This window comes from Pseudomonas sp. VI4.1 (genome assembly GCF_002029345.1).
GTDB lineage: Bacteria > Pseudomonadota > Gammaproteobacteria > Pseudomonadales > Pseudomonadaceae > Aquipseudomonas.
Genome location: NZ_MULM01000142.1, coordinates 1 through 19,269 on the forward strand (window position 1 = coordinate 1; position 19,269 = coordinate 19,269).

The 19,269-nt window shown below is 57.5% G+C and carries 12 protein-coding genes; 4 read left to right on the top strand and 8 right to left on the bottom strand.

Translation table 11 applies throughout. From position 1 onward, the window contains the following. The 3 genes from BZ163_RS12315 to BZ163_RS12325 form a co-directional block, all read left to right on the top strand. Positions 1-824, top strand: an 824-nt coding sequence (locus BZ163_RS12315; RefSeq protein ID WP_128871133.1) for a hydrolase or metal-binding protein, incomplete at its 5' end; no start/stop codon positions are given. A 48-nt stretch (positions 825-872) separates the two neighbouring features. Further along, complete coding sequence (gene radC / locus BZ163_RS12320) at positions 873-1,370, top strand: DNA repair protein RadC (RefSeq protein ID WP_128871134.1); 498 nt, start codon at positions 873-875, stop codon at positions 1,368-1,370. Positions 1,371-1,379: 9 nt separating this feature from the next. Beyond that, the gene (locus tag BZ163_RS12325) at positions 1,380-1,562 is read left to right on the top strand and encodes a hypothetical protein (RefSeq protein WP_128871135.1); all 183 of its coding nucleotides are present in this window, start codon (positions 1,380-1,382) and stop codon (positions 1,560-1,562) included. A 116-nt stretch (positions 1,563-1,678) separates the two neighbouring features. Here the strand turns inward: BZ163_RS12325 and BZ163_RS12330 are convergent, their stop codons facing one another. The 8 genes from BZ163_RS12330 to BZ163_RS12360 all read right to left on the bottom strand — a co-directional run bounded on the left by BZ163_RS12330 (position 1,679) and on the right by BZ163_RS12360 (position 17,986). After that, entirely contained in the window at positions 1,679-2,212 is a 534-nt protein-coding gene (locus BZ163_RS12330; protein WP_128871136.1) for a S24 family peptidase, read from the bottom strand. Next, complete coding sequence (locus tag BZ163_RS12335; RefSeq protein ID WP_218190506.1) at positions 2,213-7,531, bottom strand: DEAD/DEAH box helicase; 5,319 nt, start codon at positions 7,529-7,531, stop codon at positions 2,213-2,215. 98 nt (positions 7,532-7,629) lie between these two features. Then, a complete protein-coding gene (locus BZ163_RS12340) occupies positions 7,630-12,333 on the bottom strand; it encodes an Eco57I restriction-modification methylase domain-containing protein (RefSeq protein ID WP_128871172.1) in 4,704 nt (1,567 codons plus the stop codon). Positions 12,334-12,359: 26 nt separating this feature from the next. Beyond that, complete coding sequence (locus BZ163_RS12345) at positions 12,360-12,743, bottom strand: hypothetical protein (protein ID WP_128871138.1); 384 nt, start codon at positions 12,741-12,743, stop codon at positions 12,360-12,362. After that, positions 12,740-16,006, bottom strand: a complete 3,267-nt coding sequence (gene drmD, locus BZ163_RS12350; protein ID WP_256578991.1) for a DISARM system SNF2-like helicase DrmD — start codon at positions 16,004-16,006, stop codon at positions 12,740-12,742. Before drmD ends, BZ163_RS12345 begins: the two co-directional genes overlap by 4 nt. Positions 16,007-16,159: 153 nt before the next feature. Then, on the bottom strand, positions 16,160-16,327 hold the full coding sequence (locus BZ163_RS34815) for a hypothetical protein (protein WP_168187353.1): 168 nt from the start codon (positions 16,325-16,327) through the stop codon (positions 16,160-16,162). A gap of 113 nt (positions 16,328-16,440) precedes the next feature. Continuing rightward, the gene (locus tag BZ163_RS12355) at positions 16,441-17,415 is read right to left on the bottom strand and encodes an inovirus-type Gp2 protein (RefSeq protein WP_128871139.1); all 975 of its coding nucleotides are present in this window, start codon (positions 17,413-17,415) and stop codon (positions 16,441-16,443) included. Positions 17,416-17,755: 340 nt separating this feature from the next. After that, on the bottom strand, positions 17,756-17,986 hold the full coding sequence (locus tag BZ163_RS12360) for an AlpA family transcriptional regulator (protein ID WP_128871140.1): 231 nt from the start codon (positions 17,984-17,986) through the stop codon (positions 17,756-17,758). Positions 17,987-18,356: 370 nt separating this feature from the next. Here BZ163_RS12360 and BZ163_RS12365 point away from each other — a divergent pair, with 370 nt between their 5' ends. Continuing rightward, entirely contained in the window at positions 18,357-19,208 is an 852-nt protein-coding gene (locus tag BZ163_RS12365) for a hypothetical protein (protein WP_128871141.1), read from the top strand. The last annotated feature ends 61 nt before the right edge of the window (positions 19,209-19,269 follow it).

Sequence of the window (19,269 nt, forward strand, 5' to 3'; positions counted from 1 at the left end):
ATCAGTTCACCATTACTTCGCAGGTCCAGAGCCGCGACGGCTGGCTACTGCATCCACTCAATGAGGCGCTGCGCAATGGCCAAGACGGCAAGTTGCGCAGCATTCCGATCCGTTTGCTGTTCAACGAGCCTGATCTCAACTTTCGGGCTGACTACAGCCTGTTCGACCGTAACACCGGCCGGCCGGTGTGCGTCGGCAATGGCGAGACCTGCAAGCGCTTGACCAAGGACGGCATCCAGTCGATGCCCTGCCCTTCACCGGATGGCTGCCCACTGGCTCAAGGCAATGCCTGCAAGCCTTACGGCCGGCTGAACGTGGCTATCGGTGATGACGATCCGCTGGGCAGCTTCGTCTTTCGCACCACGGGCTACAACAGCATCCGCACCCTGGCAGCGCGTCTGCATTACCTGCGAGCCATCTCAGGCAATCGCCTGGCCTGCCTGCCGCTGGAGCTGCGTCTACGCGGTAAGTCCACTCGGCAGAGCCACGGCACACCGATCTTCTACGTCGATATCACGGTGCGCAGCGGGCTGAGCCTGGAAGACGCTTTACTGGCAGCCAAGCAACTGGAGGAAAACCGGCAAGCTGCGGGCTTTGATCAGAGCGCCTTGGATCACGCGGCCCGGCAGGGCTTTAACAATGGGGCCTTTGAAGACAGCGAGGAGGACACCGGCGCCATCGTCGAGGAGTTCTTCCCCGCCATTGAAGATCAGCCCAGCCCTGTAGAGCCCCAAGTCCAACTGGCAGCGCCTGCCAAACCCTCACTCGCCCAAAAGCTGGAGTCGCAAGCCGTGCGCCACCACAGCAGACCTTCGGCCCAATAACCGCGCTCCTCCCCTTTAGTTCTCACGCATTCGCACAGGAATATCCGCATGAAATATCACAAACTCATAGCAGGTGAGACGACCGGCACCTACGTCATGGAATCACCGGTCACCGAGGCCGACATCCTGCGGATGGCTCAGCAACTGGCGATGAGTCGTCTATCTAAAGGCAGGGCGCTGACTGATCCGAAGCAGGTATTCAGCCACCTGCAAACACTGCTGCAGTATCACGAGCACGAAGTCTTTGCTTTGCTGTTGCTCGATACTAGACACCGAGTAATCAGCTTTCGGGAGCTATTTAGAGGCACTCTGGATGGTGCCAGCGTGTACCCGCGGGAAGTGGTCAAGATCGCCCTAGAGCACAATGCCGCAGCTGTGATCTTGGTTCACAACCATCCATCCGGTGACCCCGAGCCCAGCCAGGCGGATCGTTCACTGACCTGCACGCTCAGAGAGGCGCTCAATCTGATAGGGGTGCGAACGCTGGACCACATCATCGTTGGCAGTGACGGCTGTGTGTCGCTGGCTGAACAAGGCTACCTGTAAGGAGACAATATGAAGCTGCTGCTACGCACACTCACCGCAGTATTCGTGTTTGCCGGCATTTTTGCTGGCTGCCTGGCAATATTACTGCTGGTGGTTCTGATGGTGCGCTTTCCACCGCTGCTGATCGTGGTGCTGCTGGCCTGCTGGATTTTCAACCGACTGGCTAGAGATTCAAAGTCAGCACATCAATAGGAACCTTGGAACGCATGGGTAGCAGCAAGGCTACCCATGCGACCGTCAGGTATTTTCTTTTGTCGTCCCGCTTTATCGAGACGTTAATTTTTTCTGCAGCTCTTCAAAACACTGCCTTACAGCACCCTTAAAAACTCGGCAACGGCAATAACCATACCCTCTTCCTCAGGCTCAAGAACCAAGGGCTCATACTCCGGATTTAGCGGCTTGAGCGTTATCCGCTCGTGCTGCCATTCGCCGTTATCAGACGTAGTTTTTCCGCTGGAGTAGACTTTTAAGGTGTACTCCCCACCGGTCTCAGTATCTGCCACGCCTACATGCCAGATGAGCAACTTCCGGCCCTGCCGACTACCAGCCGGCACCGGTCGGAACAGGCAGTAACTACCATCAGGCACCAGGGGCTCCATGGATCGACCGAGCACCTGGGCCACAAACATGCCAGGCTCCGACTTGCCATTATCCAGCACGACCCAGTCTTCAGCATGTTCGGCCAACTCAAGTAGTCCGTCCTGCTCCTTACTCCAGGCTCCAGCAGCGACCTGCAGGCCAACCAATGGTACGCAGCCCTGATAGGGTACAAAGCCTGCTTCATTCGAGGTTACGGTCTTGAATGGCAATACTTTGGCACTGGATACAGCCACACCAACCATTCAGCTGCTTGCAGAATCAAACCAGTCATCACGAGCAGCCAACTCCTTGGCCTTCGCCTTGCCGATGACTGCTCGCGCAATGCGGCGCATGTGCTCACGCATCACAGTCTTGTCATACAGCTCCTGGAACTGGATTTCGATCACCTCGTAATCTTTGTTCAGCAACTCCTGACGGATCTGACGATCCTTGGCGGCTGTTAGGGCATTGCCGTGCAGGTGCTCGCTCATGCCATCTAAATAGATGCAAACGCCCTCGTACTGATCGTTGGGCTCGTGGAAATACACGTCCGGACGGGTCGTGATGCCACCGGATAGCTGAATCGGTCGCTCAGTCTCAAACGCAGCCATGCCTGCCGCCTTCAGCATTGCCACTAGCTGTTGCTCAGGGGGATTACCCGGTTGCTGAGTCAGTGTTTCATCCGGCAAAACAGGCGCCAACTCATGGGCAAAGTTCAGGGTGCTCCCCCAGTCGTTGAACACTTCAAGCGCGGTATGGCGATTCAGTTTGTCATGATAGAAAGAGTTGCGGAAATGCTGGAGACAGTCCACACAGGACGACTCACAGGCAGACGGACACTCCTCGGCCAAGCGCCTTGCCGCACTCACCACATCCGGCCAGTGCTCCAGCAACTGTTCCAGCAGGCCCGAGCCACCCGGCATGGGGTCATACAGCAGCGCATCTACCGACTCACTCCCCGGTTTGCCTATCACCTGTACCTGGAGATCGGATATCTCCATATCCAGAACGTCGGCTGCTCCTTGACGCAGCGACTCCATGACGCTGTAGGCCGTTTCCTGGGAGGCGCAGTCCTGCAGTACTAGTGCGTCGGCTACCACCTCGGCGTAGAAAGCGATGGTCTGAACGGGACGGCCGCAGCGCTCGATATGATGCTCATTGAACTTATCCAGCTCCTGCTGGCTGCTCATGGCCGAGCGGCTAGCACCACACACCAGACAAAGCGGATAACCCAGCAACGCCCCGGATCGCACTTGCGAAGCCGCGCCAACATTCACCAAACGCATGTGCAGGCCATGCTTCAGTTGCAACTGCGCTTTGCCCCACTCATAGACTTTACCGCCGGAGTGCCGCCCCTGGTCTTGAGCAAAGACTGCCACCGCCATCTGAAAGCGATAGTCTTCATCGTCCGAAATATAGGAATGATGGGGGGCATCCACATCGCATATCGCTACACCCGGAATTTGCGTGACCGACATGGAGCTGGCTTCACTGCCAGCCTTAGTGTTCGGGCCAGTTTCCTGGACTGACTCACTTGCCACATCCACAGCAAATACCAGAGGCTCTTCCGGGACTAGATGGAAGTGACGAGGCACAAATTTGTGAGCATTGGCGTAAATCAGGTTACCAGGCACATATTCGCGAACAGCCAGCGCAGTGTTACGGCGTAACTCCCAATCACTAATGTCACTGCTGTGACGAGGCGCTACATGGGTCAGGGTAACCGCACCGGTATCCAATCCATAACCCGGCAAAAAGCCTTCAGCCGCTAATACGCCATAGGTATTGGTGTCATCAAAACCCTCTGCCTGGCTACGATTGCGCTTGGCCTCGCCTTTTAGTTTTTTTACCAGCCTTTCGCAGCGGGCGCGCAAGGCCTCTTCATCGGCGTCCAGTGTGCCCTTGCCAGCGGCCACCTTACGCAACCGTTCCAACTGCCCCAACGCCCACTGCAGGCGCTGGAATAGACGATTGATTACCCCCTGGAGCTGCTCAGCAAAACTACCAATGAGCACCTCTAACTGGCCACGGCTTACTACCTCGCGGTCACTAGCCGGCCATCCCTGGTGGAAGGCTTTAATCACCGCATTCAAGAGTGCTGCTTTATGCTGAGCTATCTGCTGACTCAGTGCTTCAACCGATAGAGGCTCAGTCCTCACCATGCCATCAGAGGTAAACAGATAGGGTCTGATTTGAAGTGGCAAGCAGGCAGACAAGGCCTCCTGCAGCGCAGTGACCTGTTGTCCTGGCAGACTGTTACTACGCAGCATCTGCAGCAGCGTGGTCAGTACTGTAGCATTCACGTGCTTCGCCACCATGACGGGGTTGCGCAGGTTGAAGCTGGGAGGTTCCACCAACCCTTCGAGCATCTTCAGCGGTTCATTGAAATAAGCTCGGTCATGACTGGTTGTGCGTGCATAGGTCAGATCCAGCGCCATGCGGAACTGGCGCCCGGCACGACCAGCCCGCTGCCAGTAATTGGCCGGTAGGGGCGGTACGTTGCGCATCAAAACTGCATCCAGCGAACCGATGTTCACGCCCATCTCAAGCGTGGGCGTACACACTAGCGTGTTGATCCGCTCGCTCTCGCCCTTGAAGGCGTTTTCGATGCGTTCACGCTCCGGCCCCGGAATCTGCGCTGAGTGCTCGCGGGCACGGAGCATAGAAAACTCTTGATCCAGCAGCAGCAGGTCGTAGTTGTCTGGATTCTCGGCCTCGAATACCAGCTTGCCACTACAACGCCAGGCCATACAGGTCATACCCGGGTTGACCCGGGCATGCAGGCGCCGGCAGGTCTGGCAGCGATACATGCCTGACGCAGGCACCAGCATCATGTGATCTACATGCACCTGGGTGGCGGCGTGACAGCCTGGCAAGTTCTTGCCGCGGGCTCCCTTGAACTGCACCTGCGTCAGCAACTCCAGTTCATCGGTACAGAGGCGCCAAACTTCATCCAGAAACGACTGAACGTGATCGGGATCCACTCCCCAACTCACAGCAGCCTGTTTGGCGGAACTGTCGTAAGTACTGAACCACTGCTTGATACGCCCTTTGTCGTGCTGACCATCGCGCACAAACACCAAGCCTTCAGGTACGCCACGCATGATCGGCAGATAACCGCGCAGTACTTCCTTCTCACCGTCCAGCCAGAATTTGGAAAACATGCGGGTGACAGGGTCAAACAGCATGCGCCGGGACCGGGCGGCATCCAACAGCGAGGCAATGCCGTCGCGCAAGTCAGCTGGTGAGCAGCCCAATGCCCTTGCCCACTTCTGAATAACCGGAAGTGCTTCATCCAGCCCCAGATACTGGATCTTCAAACGCCCCAACGGCTCCAGACCGGTGCTTTGGCGCGCCCCCAAGGTCAGCTCACGCAGCACCTGGGCGCGCAAAAACCACTTGCGCTCCTCGGCATGCGCCAGGCTGGTTTCCGATTTGGGTTCGACCCGCCAAACCTCTGGGATCAACGCCCGCGACAACTCATCATCTGCATCCAGAAACTTGTCCAGCCACAACACCAGATCACCGACCGAGACGGCGCCTTCGCGCAGCTTTTTGTAGATCAATTCCCTGAGGCGATAACGACGGGAGCGATCCTGCATCCAGCCCGCCTGGAAAGCGGCATCCTGGCGGTTGTCTGCGAACACCAGGAGGCGCTTGCGCTCGGCACGGTGGATCATGCTCTGGGCCAGCACATGCACATCCGCCACGCCCGTCGCGCGTACTGGACGGGCCGGCTCACGGTAGCTGCCGCTCACCCGGCGACCATGGGCGCCGCAGGATACACAGCGGGTCAGACGGCCAATGTGTTCTTCTTTCTGCTGTACGAAGTGCAATGCCTTAAGGGTCTTGTTGCGGCCACAACCAACACATTCAGGAGCCTGCCGGTCATGCGTGGTGCCGCAATAACGGCAGACGAAGAGCACCTCAGTACGCGAGGGTTCCTCCTCACCATCGGAGCCAACCTGATGATCCAGTGAAACCGCACGTACGCCCCCCAACGGAATGTCCTGGGCACGCCATACACGACTCTTGCCCTCTGCGGAGCCACCGCCAGGCGCATCACCGGTGTAATCGAAATCCTCCAGCGCATGCTCGAAGTAGTGCTGGCCACAGGTCGTGCAGCTCGACAGTGGGAAGGTTTTCAGTTCAGGATCACGCCCTTCAGTCGCAGCCAGTGCATCCTCAGCCGACAGCCACAGGCGCCCCAGCTGCCCTTGCCCTTCTTCAAAGGTCACCACTGCGCCGCTGACACCGCGCACAAAGCCGTGTACCACCGGGCGCAGCAACGGCCGGTCACCATTACGGGCCGCAGCCCCCAGGGCCAGCCAGATCAGGATTTCCTCTTCGGTGATCGGGCGTCCCAGTTTGTCGTTCAGCTCTTCCAACAAGGTAGCCACGGCTCGCGGACGGCGCAGCACATCGGCGATTTGAAACACCACCTCGTTATGGCTGAGCCACTGGTTCAGGGCCTCACGCCAGTTGTCACCGGCCATGCGAATACCGCTGGTGGTCTGGAACCAGATGCGGAATGCCTGCAGGTCAGCGGGCTCTACCTCGGCTCGGTCCAGTGTGCCGAGCATTTCCAGCACGGTTTTCAGCTGCATGGCCTGATCGCCATTGAAGGGCGCGCTGACAGTGCGCGGCTCGCCCCAGATATCCTCTTCGTAGGCTTCGCCGATCAGCTCGACATTCTGGCCATCCACGCCAAAGAAACGACTGGCAAACTCGCGGCCGGCTTCAATACCGCGGCGCGGGTCAGCAATGGTGGCGGAGGTGGCGACACAGGTGGTGCTGTTTTCGTCCTTGCCGCAATAGGCACGCAAACGGCGAATCAGGCAGGCAGTTTCGGCGCCGCCAGCGCCGGTAAAGGTGTGCGCCTCGTCGAATACCATGAACTCCAGCAGTGCATTGTCGAACAATTCCAGGTCCTGCTGCCGGGTAAGCAGCAGCTCCAGCTGCTTGACGTTGGTCAGCAGAATACGTGGCTGCTGCCCGGGTGTGCGCATGGCTTCACGGCTCACCCGTTCCTCGGTCGGGTGCAGAGCCACGTCCATTTTCTGTTGCTGCATCTGCTGCAACTTGCTGCGGTAATCGACCACCGTGCTGCCGGGCGCCAGACGCACGCCGTTGATGTCGGCTTCGGTACGCGGGGTTTTGCCCACATACATGCCGAAGGTGACGCCGGTGCCGACCAGTAGTTCGCGCATTCGCTGCAACTGGTCTTCAGCCAGGGCGTTCATGGGGTAAACGATCACCGCCGTCACACCCGCTTCGGCACCCTCGTCGCGCAATTGCAGGCAACGGCTGATGATAGGCAGCAGGAAACATTCTGTCTTACCCGACCCAGTACCGGTGGCCACCAGCGTGGTGCGGCCAGCCTTGATGGAGCGGAAAGCCTTTTCCTGGTGCAGGTAGGCCCCCGGATAGGGAGACAACTGGCGGATATGCGGGTGCAACACGTCGTCCTTGACCAACTGCTCAAGGCTCGCACCCTTCATAAAGGTGCGCGACAGGGAGATAAATGGCCCTTTCATCAGCGGCGTATTACGGGTGTGCTCGAGGTTGAGCAGTTCACGCATCTGTCGATACAGATTCTCGTCGGCAAAGGCATAGGTACTGAGCTGGTAGCGCAGAAAGTCGCTGACCACGTCTTCGGTGTAGGTAATGGGGTTCAACATCAGAACAGTGCTCCCTGCGGTGAATCTGTTTTATAGGACGCGTGCGTTTCGGCGATCTGGTCGGATTGTTCCGACTCCGGCAGCGGCACAATGCGGCGGATCAACTCGGCATGGGCGGCGCACTCCTGCCAGGAGCGCTCCACATCCTCATTCAACTGCCAGTCGTAGAAGCGTGGCCCCAGGCGTGAGGCCACCGGCTGGTATTCCTGCGCACGTTCATCATGGCCCAAGCTGTAGTCGGCAAGGCGCAGCTGTTCGGGAATCATCCAGCCTTCGCCGTCGTTCTGGGCGAGAAATGCATCGAAGCCTTTTTCCTGTAGGTCACGGAAGGCGACCAGCGACAGGACGGTGTGGCGCAGTTCGGGGTCTTTATCTTTGTCAATGCGCCAGAAGCCACGCGCGTCCAACGCTTTGCAAAACTCCTCATTTCTAAGCCGCGCGATAGGAATATCCAAGCCCGTCAATATCTGCCGGGAGTCCTCCAAATCGAGACCGTATAAATGGAACGCAAGAGCCTCAAGAATGGCCTTTAGTCGACTTCTCTCATGAGGGGTTACAGCCCACAAACGCCGCCAGGCAAGCGATTTATCGTACGACTTCTCGAAACTGATCCATACCTCAGCTCCACGCACATCCGGGAATGACAGCGGAAGGAAGTGCTTGATGTAAACCTCAAGTCGCCTCCGGAAAGCTTCGGATACCGAGCACTCCTCAGCAACAAAAAGATTGATGTGAGTACCACCTAGCCGCTTCCTCACTAGCCAGTCAAAAGCGATGGAAGAGAAAGCAAATGCCACCGAAGCAATCGACTTTGGAGATGATGAAAAAACACCTAAAGTGTTGCCACACGGGAACCCGTCGATCAAGCAGCCAATTGCCGAGCGTGTATCGGTGTTTCTAGCGATATCTCTGAACGCAAGCTTCAAACCAGTCTTGAATCTGTCGCCCTTTTTCCGACAATCCAGCAACGATATTAAGAACTGAGGGAGTATTTCCTTAGAGCCGAACTCCATCGGCTTCCATGTAGCTTGGGCGCTTGCCGTTGAAGTGAATCCAGAGGCGTTATTGTCAAAAATATTGACCATACCTCCCTGAAAGAGCGGCAACGCCACATCCTCAACCTCATCCACATGCATCGCCTGCAGGCCATCCCGCGACAGCACCAGCCCCGGCTCACGCTCCAGAATATGCTGTGGCCCGTTGTAGTCCCGCCAGGGGCCTTTCAGCCAGTGGCCATACTCGTCGGGGCGATAGCCTTTTTCCTCCCACTTGGGCCGCGGCGGGAAAAGTTTGGAGTTGGACGTCATATTGAAGTCGCCCTGCTGGTACTTGATGCCCCATCCGTTTTCGCTCTGGTCTCCCAGCAGCACGCCGTTGGCGTAGATCTTCTGCAGCACACGCAGGTCCTGCTCACTGCGGATTTCCAGAATGGCCTTGGAATACGGCGAGAACTCCTCCACCCGCGCGCGCGGATAGGCCAGCACATGCCGCTCGGCCTGCTCCCAGTCATCCACGTTGCGGTGCATAAAAGCGGCGCGAATGGCCTGGGTTTCACCGCCCTTCTGTACGATCAGCGGACAGAACTTGAAGGAGCGGTGGATATCGAAAATGCCTTCACGGTTCTCGAAGCCAAACAGCCACTGCCAATCGCACTGGCTGAGGAACAGCTCGCGTAAGTCGGTGGTGCCCTTGTCGGTGTAGATACCGCTGGGCACGATCATGCCCATACGCCCCTGGCCACGTAGCAGGGCATGGCTCAGCTCGAGAAACATCTTCTGCAGGTAGGGCTTGCCTGAGCCCTGATGAATAAAAGGATGCGCGGTATCTGCAAAGCCCTTGTGCTTCTTGCGCTGTTGCAGCCACTTTTTATGCACGGCCGCCGAGGACTCAAAGCTGTTCTTGCCGCGCCCGCCCAGGTTCAGGTCGTGCTTCTTCTTGCCATCCTTGCCTTCGGTGACCCGGTCACCATAGGGCGTGCCTGCCGCGTTCATCCAGTTGGCAAAGGCTTTGAAGCCCGCCATGTAGGTAATCCAGTCGTGCTCCAGTTGCGGCCCGGCCCGGAAATACTCCAGTTGCTTGGCCAGCGCATCCTGCTTGCCGTAGGCACGGTAGAGCGGATCGTGGTTGGAGAAGAATTCCTTGGAGTTCGGCTGCATGGTTTCCCAAGGTGGGTTACCCAGCAACGCATCAAAGCCGTCCTGGGTGGCAGTGAACACATCCGGGAACTCCAGCTCCCAGTGGAAGAAACGTTGACGGCGCGCCACCTCGGCGGCAATGGCCAGTGCCTGTGCATTGGGGTTGGCAAACTCACGCGGCAGCGGTGCCAGCTCGATCTGCTCGCCGGGCCAGAACCACAGCGCGCACCACAGGTCCATGCGTGCCTTCAGGGCATGGTAGAGGGGGTTGTTCAGCACCTCGTTGCGGTAGACCTCGGCGCGTTTTTCACTTTCGTGTACCGGCAGACGGTGTAGCTTCTTGAATATTTTGAGCAGCTCGTCGTGCACATTGCCGGCATCCAGCCCGCCCTCCAGGGTCATCTGGCCGCTGAGCAGCGCCTGAAGTTGCTCGGGCACGCCCTTGCTACGAGCCTTTATCGCATCAGTAAAGACGTCACCCTTGCGCTTGCCCTTGGCGTCTTCGTACCCATGGTTGATCAGATTGTCTGGCTTATTCTTTTGGTAGTCCTTGTCGCCGCCTTCCCGCTCCCAGGCCATGGCTGGGTAGTCGCGGTAGGTGTCAAACCAGGTGCCCACCAGGGCGTTGCCGACCTTGAGCTTGTGATCAAGGAAGCCAAAGGGCAGATCACGGTCCATGGTTTCCACCCACAGCGCCATGCGACCCAGTTCCACCGCAAGTGGGTCGAGATCCACGCCGTACAGGCAGTTTTCTACAATGTGCCGCTTGAGCTGGGCGCGCAGCGCTTCTTCAAAGCCGTCATCTCTGGGGTTGAGTTTGGACAGTTCGTCGCTGAGCAGTTCGACCAGTTTGCCGTCGGCCATGCGCGGCACACCGCCATCTTCGCTACGTTCAATCAGTTTGTGATGGAACAGCGACTGGGTAAGGGCTTCGGTCAGGTAACGCAAGGCGCCAGCCAGAAAGGAGCCGGAGCCCATGGCCGGGTCGCACACTTTCAGCGCCAGAATCTGTTCGGGCTTTTTCGGCACCCACTCCACCACGGTGTCCAGGCCGGTGCGCGGGTCAGTTTCCGTGCGCACGGCCTCATAGGCCAATGGTTGCAAGGTGCGGCGCACGGTGGGCGCGGCCAGTTGTGGGCGGGTATAGAAGGTGCCCGCGCCCTTGCGAGTACCACCCCAGCGCACAAGGAAGAACTGGCCGGGAGCGACCATACGAGCACACAGCTGTTTGCCCGCCTTTTCCAGTGCCTGTTGTTCTTCATCACCGGCGGCATTGGCTTTGCGGCCACGGGTTTTCTTTACCAGCCCGGCAATCTGCGCGGCACGCTGCAGCCAGGTATTGGCCCGGACCAGATGGTCTTCGCTAAAGGTCAGCTCTTCTGCGCTGTCGTTGCTGGCGACCATTTCTTCTTGGCTGTCGTCCTCGACGGAGTCGGTTTCTTCGTCGGCGCTCTCTTCGCTCTCTTCGCTCTCTCCGCTCTCTTCGCTGTCGGCGGTTTCTTCCTCGTCCTCGTCACCCTCGTCACCCTCGTCGCCACTGTCATCCCCGGCCTTGTCTTTTTTCTTCAGGGCTTCGAACAGCTGCTTGATGGCTTTGTCGTCCATAGCCTCCAACTGCGAAAAAGTCAGGGCCGGCTGGTTGCCTACGGCGAGAAAGATCACCGGGTCATTGTAGGCAGCCTGTTTGAGTTCGAAGTCGAGCAGGCCTTCGTAAAGAATGCCGATGTATTCCGAAGACAGAGTAGAGAAATCTACCGGCGCATCGACCCAGCGGCTGCCGCGCCCCTGGCGCACCTTCATTTTGGTGCGGGTGAGCAGGCGCAGCAGTTTGTGCACCTGCAGATCGCTGACCAGATTCTGACTGCTTTCCAGCAGCGCCAGTGCACGGGAAATGCCATCGTCGCTGCCCGAGTTTCCCGGCTCGAACAGCGCACCGCCATAACGGGGCACAGTCAGGCGTTCGTGGGCGGAGCCTTCATGGATCAGGTTAAACAGACCAATCAGGCGCGGCCAGGCGCTGCGGCCCTGGCTCAGGCGTTCGTTGCCTCGGCCACCGGCGCGGCGGTCCATTTGATGGCGCAACCCTTCCAGGCTGTAGGCCTGTTGATAAATAGGGTTGTCGACCGGCACCAGGCCGCGGGCTTCGGCAAACAAGGTAATGATGCAGCGCATGATGATGCGCGAGCCGGCGACGTACAGATCTTTGTAATCGTGCACCTGCCCTTGCTGTTGCGCCTGCTCGATGGCGACATGGGAAGCGGTGATCAGCTCTTCCACTCCCTGCCGCACGCGCTCGCCCAGTACGCTGGAGAGCTCGGCCTGGCCCTTGCGTGAAGCGCTGATGGCTTGCAGCAGGAGGCTCAGGCCCTGCGCTGCCAGCAGAGTGTTGCGGTTGAGCAGTGTGCGCCAGACCACTGTCTGCGCTGAGGGTTGGCCTTCGTTGAACCAGAGATCGATATCCCATTCACACCAGGCGTCGTAATCGCTACCGGCATGCACCAGGCGCCATTGGCGGCCATTAGTCACCAGTGCCAGCGCCTGCCCGGTACGGCGCAGCCACTCGACCACGCGGCTCAACAACTGCCGTGAGCGCCCTACCCCCAAGCGGCTCGCGAACTGACGCGAGCGCCATCATCAGGCACGAACACGGCCAGGGTTTCGCCGTTTGGCCCCAGCCACAGGCGGCGGGGCTTGATCTGGGCGCCGGTAAAGCTACGTACGGCCCAGCGACTGTCGACGCTCTGGGCCTTTTGCCATTCATCTGCAGGCAGGCCTGAAAGATCCTGCAGGATGTAATCCAGCAGGCTGCTCAGGCTTTCATTACTACCGTCAAACGCCGTAAGCGCACGACGGAGTTTTTCGGCCGCAAATTCTCTCATGACGGGTGCGGCTGCCGGGAAATATTCATCCAGCTTGGCCGGAGAAATCAGCAGGCCGCCGTGCTTGAGCTGCGCCCATCCTTCTGCATGCAGGCTCATACACCCACCTCAGGGAAACGAATTTCAATGGTTACCGGAAAGAGTTGAGCTTCGCCACGCAGGGCAAAGCGGCGCGGCAGAACCTGCTCGAGGATACGACGTTTCTCTTCGGTCAGACGTTCTTGTAGGTCACCAAACTGGTTCTGGCGGCGTTTGAGCTCGTCCTCCAGATCACGCAGACGCTTTTCGGCCAGTGCGTCGGCATCATCGAATAGTTGCTGCTGGATACTGGCCACACGCTGTTGCTCAATTTCTCGTTTTAGCTTGTCGATGCTCTGTGCCTTCTGTAGGGCAGCAACTTCACGAATGCGCTGCTCGAAGGCTTCCTTTTCATGATCCTTCGCCTGTTCGTACGCACTCTTGAGTTGGGTACGAAGGATCTGAGTCAACTCAGCTCGGTAACTGCCCAATAAGGTTTTAATCTCGTCTTCCACCTCGTCCCATAGGTAGCGTGCGGCGGACACATCGGTTGCACTTTCCTGGCCAAGCAAACCATAGTGCGGCCCGCTGTAAGGCAAGGGTTCACCCAGGGTATTGTTTTGCACCGGCAGGGCCAGGGTTCGGGTCCAGTGGTGGAAGGTTTCGCGCAGATCGTTAATGGCCATTTCCTCCACTGTGAACAGCACCAGCGCTTCAGCGCCAGCCGGCACCTGACCACGGCTTACCAGCCAGCGGCTAGGCGGCTGAAAGTCGGTCTGCCCGCCCGGAAATCGCAAGCGTGCAAAGGCATTGAGCGACTGACGCAGCAACGGATGGCCCAGGTGCAGCAGCACGGTGTCCGGGGAGGGGCGGAATACCGGGCGACCATTGACGTTGTGGATAAAGAAGTGATTGTCGAACACCAGCCAGGGCATGGCGCCGCTGACACCTATGCGTGAGGGCAAACGAAGGCTGTCATCGACCACGGCCTGCCAACGCATAGGTAGCGGCGTACGTAAGCGCATGCGGCCCTGGGCATCGGGACCATCCATCACTTCGCGCGATGCACCCAGCCCCATCGCAACGCCGAGCGTATCTTTGAGGGTACTGGGATTAAGATCTAGATCGTCCAGCAGCTGTTGCAACCGTTGTTTTTCGTCTTCGCCGCGCTCCTCTGTGTGAACCTGGGCATCTTCGGTTGCACTTCTGCGACTGCTTATCTGCAGATCCAGGTCACCCAGCACGTCGCGGTCTTCATTCATCTCCATCATGCGACGCTGAAAAGCGGCATCAAACACCTCACCCACCGAACCTAGATCCTCGCGGATGTCGTTGACCTTGCTCAGTACGCGGGCGACAAACTGCAGGTCAGTGTCATCTTCGCTGGTGAAGTGAAAGATGGTGACATCCCGCGATTGACCATGACGGTCAATACGACCGTTACGCTGCTCCAGACGCGAGGGGTTCCACGGAATCTCGTAGTGCATCAACAAGCGGGCGGTGTGCTGCAGGTTAAGGCCTTCAGAAGCAGCGTCGGTCGCAACCAGAATACGTACCGGCGCGTCCGGATCGTTGAAGGCGCGCTTTACTGCCTCGCGCTCGTCCTCATGCATGCCGCCATAGAGCATGCAGATGCTGCCGGGTTCAGCGCCATACTCGTCATTCAAGCGGTTGACCAAATAGTCGAGCGTGGTCTTGTACTCGGTGAAGATGATCAGTCGCTCATCATTTTTCCACTGTTCCGCGTTACGCAGCTCCTTGCCGATCAGCTCACGCAGGCGATCAAAGCGGGCATCCGATTTCGGCTTGGCCTTAACCACGGGTTGTTTGTCTAGCCCCAAAGACTTTAGCGCGGCATCAATTGCGTCAATCTCTGGTTGCAGTACATCCACGTAGGGGTGCATCCAGGCGCCGACGACCTGCGCGGCATGGCGGTTGCGGCTCTCGCGTTCCTGATCATCATCGATATCTTCTTCACTGGCACGACGGGCGGCAGCCACTTCAGCTGCCTGCAAAGCCTCTTTGGCAGCCAGGCCCTCCTTGAAGCGCAACCAGCTGTCGGCAAAGGCCACCGGACACGACAGCAACCGCTTGCGCAAAATCTCAATGGCGAAATTGAGCACCATGCGTGCTTCGGGAGCGGAGCGGATAATGCCTTTCAACTGCGTGCAAAACTTGCGAACGGCAGCCGCCAGTTCCTGCTCCGGCTTAAACATATACAGCGGCAACGGCTCCAGATAGCGCTTGGCGAAACGCGGCACTCGGCCCGCCTGGCGATCCTGATCGTTGATCTCGCTTTTCAGCCTCCGGATTACCACATCACCGATCATCTTGCGCTCTTTGTCCGTAAAATCCGGCGTTTGGGTAAAGCGCACCGGATCTAGCTGTTCCAGCAGACCAGAGAAGCAGCGGGTATGGCCGTTGTGTGGTGTGGCTGTCAGGAACAGGCGGTGCTCAAAATACGGCGTCAGAATCCGCAGCATCTTGGCCAGATCGCTGTCTTCCCCGAAGTTGGACGGCATCAAGTTGTGGGCTTCATCGACAATCAACAGATCCCAAGGCAGCTGTGCACCACCCCGCTGCTTGATGGAATCGCAATTGGCGATGAACTGCTCCAGCACATCCTGCTGACGCAAGTAGTGGTAAGACGTGATGATGCGCGGCAGTGCACGCCAGGGGTTTGCATCCAGTCCCATCTCTTTCTGCAGCTTGTGGGTGGCGGCTTTGTCGACGATATCGAAGCCCAGGGAGAATTTCTCCTCCATCTCCTGTTGCCACTGGGTACGCAATGCCGCAGGAGTAATGATCAGCACCCGGCGGATACGACGCTTACGGATCAGCTCAGCCAGAATCAGACCGGCTTCGACGGTTTTACCCAAACCCACATCATCGGCCAGCAGTAGAGACACACGTGGCATGCGCATGGCCCGCGCCAGGGGTACGAGCTGGAAGTCATCAACGCTGACCGCACCATATACCGGTGCAGTCGGCACTGGCTCCGAGCGCTCATGAGGATCACTTGCTGATAAGAACGGAGTAAGGGCGCTCCATCGAGCGGCACGCTGCAGAGCCAGAAACTCATCCTGCTGCATCGGGGCTTCGCGATCGACTTTAGGCAGAGCATTTGGCTCCAATACCACCGGACCGCGCTCACGCTCCCATAGCAGCGATTCTTCTGCATCACCATCGGCATCGCTGAACTCGATGGTAACCAGGTGCAGCAACGCTGAGGTCTTGCTGTCACTGAAGGGCTCTACGGAGGAGATCACACCGCGGCGGTTCCGGACAGTGGCGAGCATGCCAACCCGGGGCAAGTGACTGGCCGCTGAGTCTGAATTGTTCATCGGGGATTCCGTTCGATTAATTTTGAGTCGGCAGAAAGGCTATTAACAAACTGGATTTTTGGGCTCTGATCGCGAGAAATCTTAATAGCCATAAAAGGATACGGTTAATGCAGATGACGAACCTTAACCGTCTGAAGCGAATCGAGCCAGAGCCTACTTGTTGAGCTCCAGATCTGCTTTCAGTTGGCCGGGGCGCAATCCTTGGACATCGGCGTTTGCCACATCGCCGCCACCTGTACAGATAAGGCTGATGCGCATGCCGCTCTGCAGGCCGACGGCGTAGTTGGCATGGGCGTCATCGAGCTCAAATTGCGGCTCCATGAACTGGTTGCCAAGCCGGCTTGCGGGCGAAGCGACTAGAGTTTCGCCCTCTCTGCTTACACTGCTCGGTGGACTGAGCTTCTAGTCGCAAGAATCCAGGAGACCACGTCCTGTCACCCTCCCCGACGAGAATGCTTCACCTGACCCGTCCGCAGGCATCGAGCTCCCTCTGGTCTCAAGCGCAGGTGCTGAGCATCTTTGACGAGATACTTCACCACCTTGTGGACATGGCGCCGAATTGCTCGATCACTCCTCAGGATGCGGCCGATACCACACTCGTCACCGTATTTCTCCTTGTCGTAGTTACAGCTGTGCACGTAGCCCTGGCCATGCGTGATGTCTTCCCATAGCTCACCGAGCTGGATGGCCTTGTAGACATCGCCCTGCACCTTGTTGCCATTGAAGAAGTAGCCAGCGTGGATGTGGTAGCCCCCACCATCATTCCTGTCGCCCTGCTCCACCGAATAAATGTGGCCGATGAGGTGGTCAAAAATCGCATTGCGCTTGTGCTTGGCAATCAGCTCATCCAAGTCTTCGAACACGTGCTCGACGCGTAGCCTGGCCTGCGCCTCAGAACGGTAGTGGAAGTCGATCCTGATGATGGTGATGCGTGAGTAGAGCTCACATAAGGCATCGGCGTAGACACAGACTTGGATCTCCTGCTCCTTGGCCTGGTGGCAGAGGTCATGTTTCCTGCGGAGATACCAGCGCTCATGAGTCAACTGACGGATCCGGGCGACCAAGACGTTCATGCTGTGGTGATGATCCAGATAGGCCGTACCCTCTTCATTCAGACAGGCAGGGCCATCAGGGTGGCGCTCCAGCCCGATGTCCTGACATGCAGTTCTAAACGCTTGCAGGTGCTCGCTGTAGCTGTATTCGATACGGCCTTCGAATAGGTCTAGCATCTGCTGGATGTGATCGAGGTACCGAGAGAGCTTGGTCTCTTGGACGCGTTCGTAACCTGTGCGGACTTGCTTGATGCGGAATGCCGGTGAATCGGAATCTTCGATGGCGTGGACAAGTCGCTCGATCTGAAGAGCAATGTCGGACTGGGAAAGGTGGGTGTAAGTCTTGCGATTGATCATGGATGGGTACCTGGTTGGTTCTTGTGCATACCAGGCACGTGTTGTGTATTTTTTAACCGATTACCTATCCCTGTCTGTGCATTAGGTGTCGTACTGGATGAGTGCCAATAGCTATTGAATGGTTAGGCATTGATAGTCAGTAGCTATCTATATCACTAGAAGCAGCCCAGTTCATTACCAACCCTCCCGGTGAGACCTGGCAACGGGGAGCAACATTGCCCTGCCTGCCGAGAGATTTGCCGAACTGCATCCTGGGAGAGTTAGCTGAGAACACAGGACCATCCCAAGCGGCATAAACGCCATGACCAGCCGTAGCAAGTCATGGCGCAAATGGTCAGTTCTAGCCGGCCACACTCAGGTGGCCAGTGCCGCGCACCGCAATACCCTCTGCCAGGTCACGCTCCTCGATCCTAGCCAGGATCCAGTCGTGCACCTCGCTGTCGACCCAACCGACGCAGCGGTCCCCCAGCGAGACGGGTTTCGGGAAGGTGCCCTCCCCGATGTATTTGTAGATGGTCGACCGAGCAAGGCCGGTCGAGTCGATGACTTCTTTCAGACGGATGATCCTCATGAACGGGGCTCCTCGTATTCGTTCAGAGGATTGGCAGAGCCGGTAAAAAAACACTGAAGAACTGATCCGCTGGAGCTCCTCTAAGTCACCTACAGCCTGTGAACGTACATACGTGAATTCTCTGGCACCCGAGTACTGACTTAGGCCATAGCACAGGCTCGCGGCTACTCGACTGTAGAAAACTCGAAAAACAGTCAAAAAACCTACTGAAGGCCGATAAACATTGGATTTACACTAAAAATATTATTCTAGAATCTCCATAGATACGACATAGATTTCGCAAAGAAACTAGATAGAATCGCTCTAGAATGGATGTAGAATCAGACGAGAATCCGCACCAGAAATGTCCTTAGATCGGGATTGAAATGACGTGAAGACTGACAATCACGCGCGTAACAAAGATGCAGACAGACTGAGCGAGTTGCTCCAAGAACCTCATCGAAACCATCGCCACGACATCTGGCTGTGGCTGCACCTCTACCATCACAAAGAGGCGAGGCTTGACGTCAGAACCTGCAACGGCCTAACCATGCGTGACGAGATAGCCAGAGCCCTGAGGGGCCGTAGGTTCATCCAGTCCCTCATCCCACAAGGGAAAGATCGACTCCTGCTTCCGGACGAAAAGCTGGAGTGGATCAAAGAGGATGAACGGCAGCATCGATGGCTGATCCGCGAGATCGAAAAAATGACTGACTTGCGCCTGCCGCTCAGCCTGGTCCACCTCACAGGTAGGAATCGCCTCATCGGCATGATCGACCTTTGGGATGTCGATATTTCTGAAAAGGCATCCGAGGTCGAACACCTTCACCAGGACTGGCTCAGGCACAAGGCGAAGGACAGTGAATTCGAATGGTTCACCGATAAAAAAGAGAGCGAAAAGCGCTGTGTCTGCGCCTGGGAGTGGCTTAAAAAGAATCATCTGTCGCCGCGTTCTAGGCAAACGCCAATCAGCAACTACCAAGAGCTGCTGATGTTCTTCGACCAAGGGGATGTAGGCCGTCACGAACGGACGGCCATACTTCGAGAGATCAAAAGGCGATGGAATCGTAAGCAATTTGACGAGCGTGCCGCCGACAAGAAGCAGGTCAACGTCATTCTCTCGAAAACGGTGATCGCCCAGCTTGATGCGCTAGCGAAGGCGCACGGCCTGAAGCGAGCTCAAATCATTGAGAACCTGGTGAGGATGGAGACTGACGCTGGCGTATACCTAGCTGAAAGCTAGCTATAGCCCCCATCAAGACGCCCCAAGGTACCAAGCAAATCCTATCGGCATTCCAATTGGC

Bases quoted from the DNA above. Each gene is read 5' to 3' on its own strand.
- radC (WP_128871134.1), top strand. From the start codon at position 873: ATGAAATATCACAAACTCATAGCAGGTGAGACGACCGGCACCTACGTC.
- BZ163_RS12325 (WP_128871135.1), top strand. From the start codon at position 1,380: ATGAAGCTGCTGCTACGCACACTCACCGCAGTATTCGTGTTTGCCGGC.
- BZ163_RS12330 (WP_128871136.1), bottom strand. From the start codon at position 2,212: ATGGTTGGTGTGGCTGTATCCAGTGCCAAAGTATTGCCATTCAAGACC.
- BZ163_RS12335 (WP_218190506.1), bottom strand. From the start codon at position 7,531: ATGCGTGAACTGCTCAACCTCGAGCACACCCGTAATACGCCGCTGATG.
- BZ163_RS12345 (WP_128871138.1), bottom strand. From the start codon at position 12,743: ATGAGCCTGCATGCAGAAGGATGGGCGCAGCTCAAGCACGGCGGCCTG.
- drmD (WP_256578991.1), bottom strand. From the start codon at position 16,006: ATGAACAATTCAGACTCAGCGGCCAGTCACTTGCCCCGGGTTGGCATG.
- BZ163_RS34815 (WP_168187353.1), bottom strand. From the start codon at position 16,327: ATGGAGCCGCAATTTGAGCTCGATGACGCCCATGCCAACTACGCCGTC.
- BZ163_RS12355 (WP_128871139.1), bottom strand. From the start codon at position 17,415: ATGATCAATCGCAAGACTTACACCCACCTTTCCCAGTCCGACATTGCT.
- BZ163_RS12360 (WP_128871140.1), bottom strand. From the start codon at position 17,986: ATGAGGATCATCCGTCTGAAAGAAGTCATCGACTCGACCGGCCTTGCT.